Raw genomic sequence first — 1,432 nt, forward strand, 5'->3', positions numbered from 1 at the left:
TTAAGAGTCAGCTGCTCTAACCAACTGAGCTAGCGGCGCCTGCTGACAGAGAGGACTCTAGCAGCGGGGCGCGGTCCGGCCAAAATCGAATACCCGCACCTCCCGGGCCGGCGTCCGGCCCGGGTTCGACGTGGGTGGTCAGACCGCGGCGACCGGCTCGCGGGCCGCCCGGACGCAGGCCCAGAGGACGACGGAGGCGCCCGGCAGCCAGGGTTCCCGGCTCTCCGGGGCGACGATCCACCGCCCGGCGCCCAGTCCGGGCGAGTCCGGGCTGTTCACCATCCGCTGCACCGGCGGCACGGTCACCGTGTCGCCCTTGCCGTGGCAGAGCAGCGGCGGAACGTCCCGGGCCCACTCCTCCCAGGCCAGCAGCCGGCGCAGCCGGGGGGCCGCCCCGGGCTGCACGAACAGCAGGGTCCGCCCCCGGAAGACCGCCACCGGCCCGCAGCCGGGACCGGAGGCCCACAGCTCGTCCAGCACCCGGCGGCCGAACAGCGACGGCATGCTGATCACGTCGAAGGCCCGGCCGCAGGGCAGTACCGAGGGCGCCCACGGCCGGGACTCCCAGAGGGCGCGCATGCTGCGGGGGTACTCGCTGGCGGAGGCGAGCCAGGCCTCCCCGGCCACGGTCACGTACTCCACCGACTGATAGGTCCAGATGTCCACGGAGAGCAGCCTGGGGTGTCCGGGCCGTGGCCGGGAGGGAAACTCCGGTTCGCCGGACAGCGGGGCGGGCACGGGCGTACCCTTCCGCTTCCTCCGGCATATGCCAGAGGCGTCGGACCCCGACGGCGGCGGTCCGGGGGCCGGACGGCCGCCCGGGCCGGGGTCAGTCCTCGTGCCGCCGGGGCTGGAGCAGGCTGCGGCCGTACTCGATCATCTTGGCCGCGTAGTCCGGGGTCCAGTCCGCCCGGGCCGCGATCTCGGTCTCGGGCAGCGCGTCGAAACGGCGCGGATCCGCCAGCTGCGCGGCCGCGACCGCCTGGAAGTCGGTCGCCCGCTCGGCCGCCGCCCGGAAGGCCAGGGCCAGCTCGGTGGAGCGGCGCAGCAGCTCGGCCGGGTCGTCGATCGACTCCAGGTCGAAGAAGCGCTCCGGCTCCGGTTCGTCGGCCTGCGGCTCGAACAGCAGCTGCACCGGACGCTGCCGCCGGCCGGGCGCCGCACCGGCGCCCGCACCGGGACCGGCCGCCGCGGCGGGGCCGCTCGGGTCGGACGCCTGCGCCTGGGAGTCGGGCATGGACGGACACCTCCGGGTGCTCGATGGGGGCGGGCGACAGTTGCTCGGGACGGGCGCCGCCCGGTCGTGGCCGCCGTCCATTGTCTCGCGCCGGCGGCCGGTAACGGAACGGTGCGCGTCCGGGCGCTATTCCCGGCGGACGCGCCGGGGGCGTGCGTCCGCCGGGCGCCCGCCGTCTCCCCACCGGGCGTCCGC

Annotated in this window: 2 protein-coding genes; both read right to left on the reverse strand. The window is 76.0% G+C overall.

Features of this window, described 5'->3' with window-relative positions:
* Positions 1-138: 138 nt before the first annotated feature.
* The gene (locus VR45_RS17325; protein WP_199925959.1) at positions 139-726 is read right to left on the reverse strand and encodes a bifunctional DNA primase/polymerase; all 588 of its coding nucleotides are present in this window, start codon (positions 724-726) and stop codon (positions 139-141) included.
* Positions 727-829: 103 nt separating this feature from the next.
* A complete protein-coding gene (locus VR45_RS17330; protein WP_234326012.1) occupies positions 830-1,237 on the reverse strand; it encodes a hypothetical protein in 408 nt (135 codons plus the stop codon).
* Positions 1,238-1,432 lie beyond the last annotated feature (195 nt).

The organism is Streptomyces sp. NRRL S-495 (assembly GCF_000966955.1).
Lineage (GTDB): Bacteria > Actinomycetota > Actinomycetes > Streptomycetales > Streptomycetaceae > Kitasatospora > Kitasatospora purpeofusca.